This is a genomic window from Streptomyces fuscichromogenes (genome assembly GCF_014645815.1).
Lineage (GTDB): Bacteria > Actinomycetota > Actinomycetes > Streptomycetales > Streptomycetaceae > Streptomyces > Streptomyces fuscichromogenes.
This window is the reverse complement of sequence record NZ_BMML01000107.1, coordinates 1-1,292: the sequence shown is the minus strand read 5'-3', so window position 1 is coordinate 1,292 and position 1,292 is coordinate 1. Positions and strand designations below refer to the sequence as shown.

Sequence of the window (1,292 nt, the reverse complement as noted above, 5' to 3'; positions counted from 1 at the left end):
GGGCTCCCGGGGTCAGCCGGGCTCGCTCTGGACGAGCGTGCACGGGGCCTTGAGGTAGACGGGGGACGAGGGGGTCACGGTGGCGGTGACGCGCAGGGTCTGTCCGTCGCCGCGCAGCTGGTCGCCGCGGGTGACGTCTGCGGTCGGCAGCAGGTAGACGGTGTGGGTGTGCTCGCTGCTCGCCTGCTGCGCCAGCATCCGGTCGCTGTCGGAGGGCTGGTCGACCTTCGCGCGGACGGTGCGGCCGGTGTTGACGTAGGTGGTGCGGCGGCCGCCGAGGCCGTCCCCGGGGCCGGGGGCAGGCCGCCACACTTCCAGGGTGCGGTTGAGCAGGTGGTCGATGGGGCCGCTCACCCTTGGGTCCTCGCGGTGTAGACGGCCACCAGCTTCCGGTCGGAGCTGGACAGTTCCATCCCGAGGTCGGTGGCCGTGTTGTAGGAGCGGGACAGGTCGCCGAGGGACTCGGAGGCGAGGTTGTTCGGGTTGCTCCACGGGCCCACGCACAGCCGCAGTGCCACGCGCGTCAGTGACATGGGGAGGGTGGCGAGGCCGGCGGTGACGACGGCCTCGATGTTCCGCTCGCCCTTGGGCCAGCAGGCGCACCGGCGGGTGAGCGTGCCGGATGCCGACCACGTGTAGTCGTGATCGGCCCCGAAGGTGAGGACCTCGTCGTCGTCCAGGTCGTGGAGCACCGTGACCGAGGAGACCGCGGTCACCGGCCACTTGGGCAGCACCAGCTTGCGGGCGCCGTTGCCGTCCAGGATCACGGTGTCGGTGGACTCCTCCAGGGGCTGGCCGGTCTCCTCCTCGATACAGGCGCCGGCCAGGTCCAGGAGGAACTCGGCCTGTGCGGTCTCCTCGTCGGTGAACGGCTCGCTGTGCCGGATGAACAGGCGGAACTGTTCGGCCGTGGCGTACGCCATCAGTCGCCGCTCTCCGCCTCACGCCGCGCCAGCTCGGTCGTGATCCGGTCGAGGATCTCGGCCTTCTTGCCGGCGTCGCCGAGGTCGATGCCGTGCTCGGCCGCGTACGCCTTGAGCTGGTCCACGGTCCGCTTCTCCAGCGGCTTGTCCGCCTCCGGGTCCGCGGCCTCGGCCGGGCCCGGGTCGTCGGCGGACAGGTCCTCCTCGGCGAGGACCGCGTACCCGCCGTCGAGGAGCTCGGCCGCGCGTTCCTCGCCGCACTGGCCGGGTACTTCGTAGGTCTTGCCGATCTCCAGGGTGCCGTCCGGGTGAGCGGACAGCGTCTTCATCGTGATCCGCATGGCGGGCCTTTCAGGAGGGGAGCTTGCG

3 protein-coding genes are annotated in these 1,292 nt (G+C 71.4%); all 3 read right to left on the bottom strand.

The features are described from left to right. Positions 1-12: 12 nt before the first annotated feature. Complete coding sequence (locus IEZ11_RS50390) at positions 13-354, bottom strand: phage head closure protein (protein WP_229714014.1); 342 nt, start codon at positions 352-354, stop codon at positions 13-15. Next, positions 351-923 carry a head-tail connector protein gene (locus tag IEZ11_RS50385; protein WP_189269852.1) on the bottom strand — a complete coding sequence of 191 codons (573 nt, stop codon included), beginning with the start codon at positions 921-923 and terminating at the stop codon, positions 351-353. The genes IEZ11_RS50390 and IEZ11_RS50385 overlap by 4 nt, the downstream gene beginning before the upstream one ends. Beyond that, a partial coding sequence (locus IEZ11_RS50380; RefSeq protein ID WP_229714013.1) for an SAP domain-containing protein occupies positions 923-1,292 on the bottom strand: 370 nt, incomplete at its 5' end. The genes IEZ11_RS50385 and IEZ11_RS50380, both read right to left, overlap by 1 nt.

Bases quoted from the DNA above. Each gene is read 5' to 3' on its own strand.
- IEZ11_RS50385 (WP_189269852.1), bottom strand. From the start codon at position 923: ATGGCGTACGCCACGGCCGAACAGTTCCGCCTGTTCATCCGGCACAGC.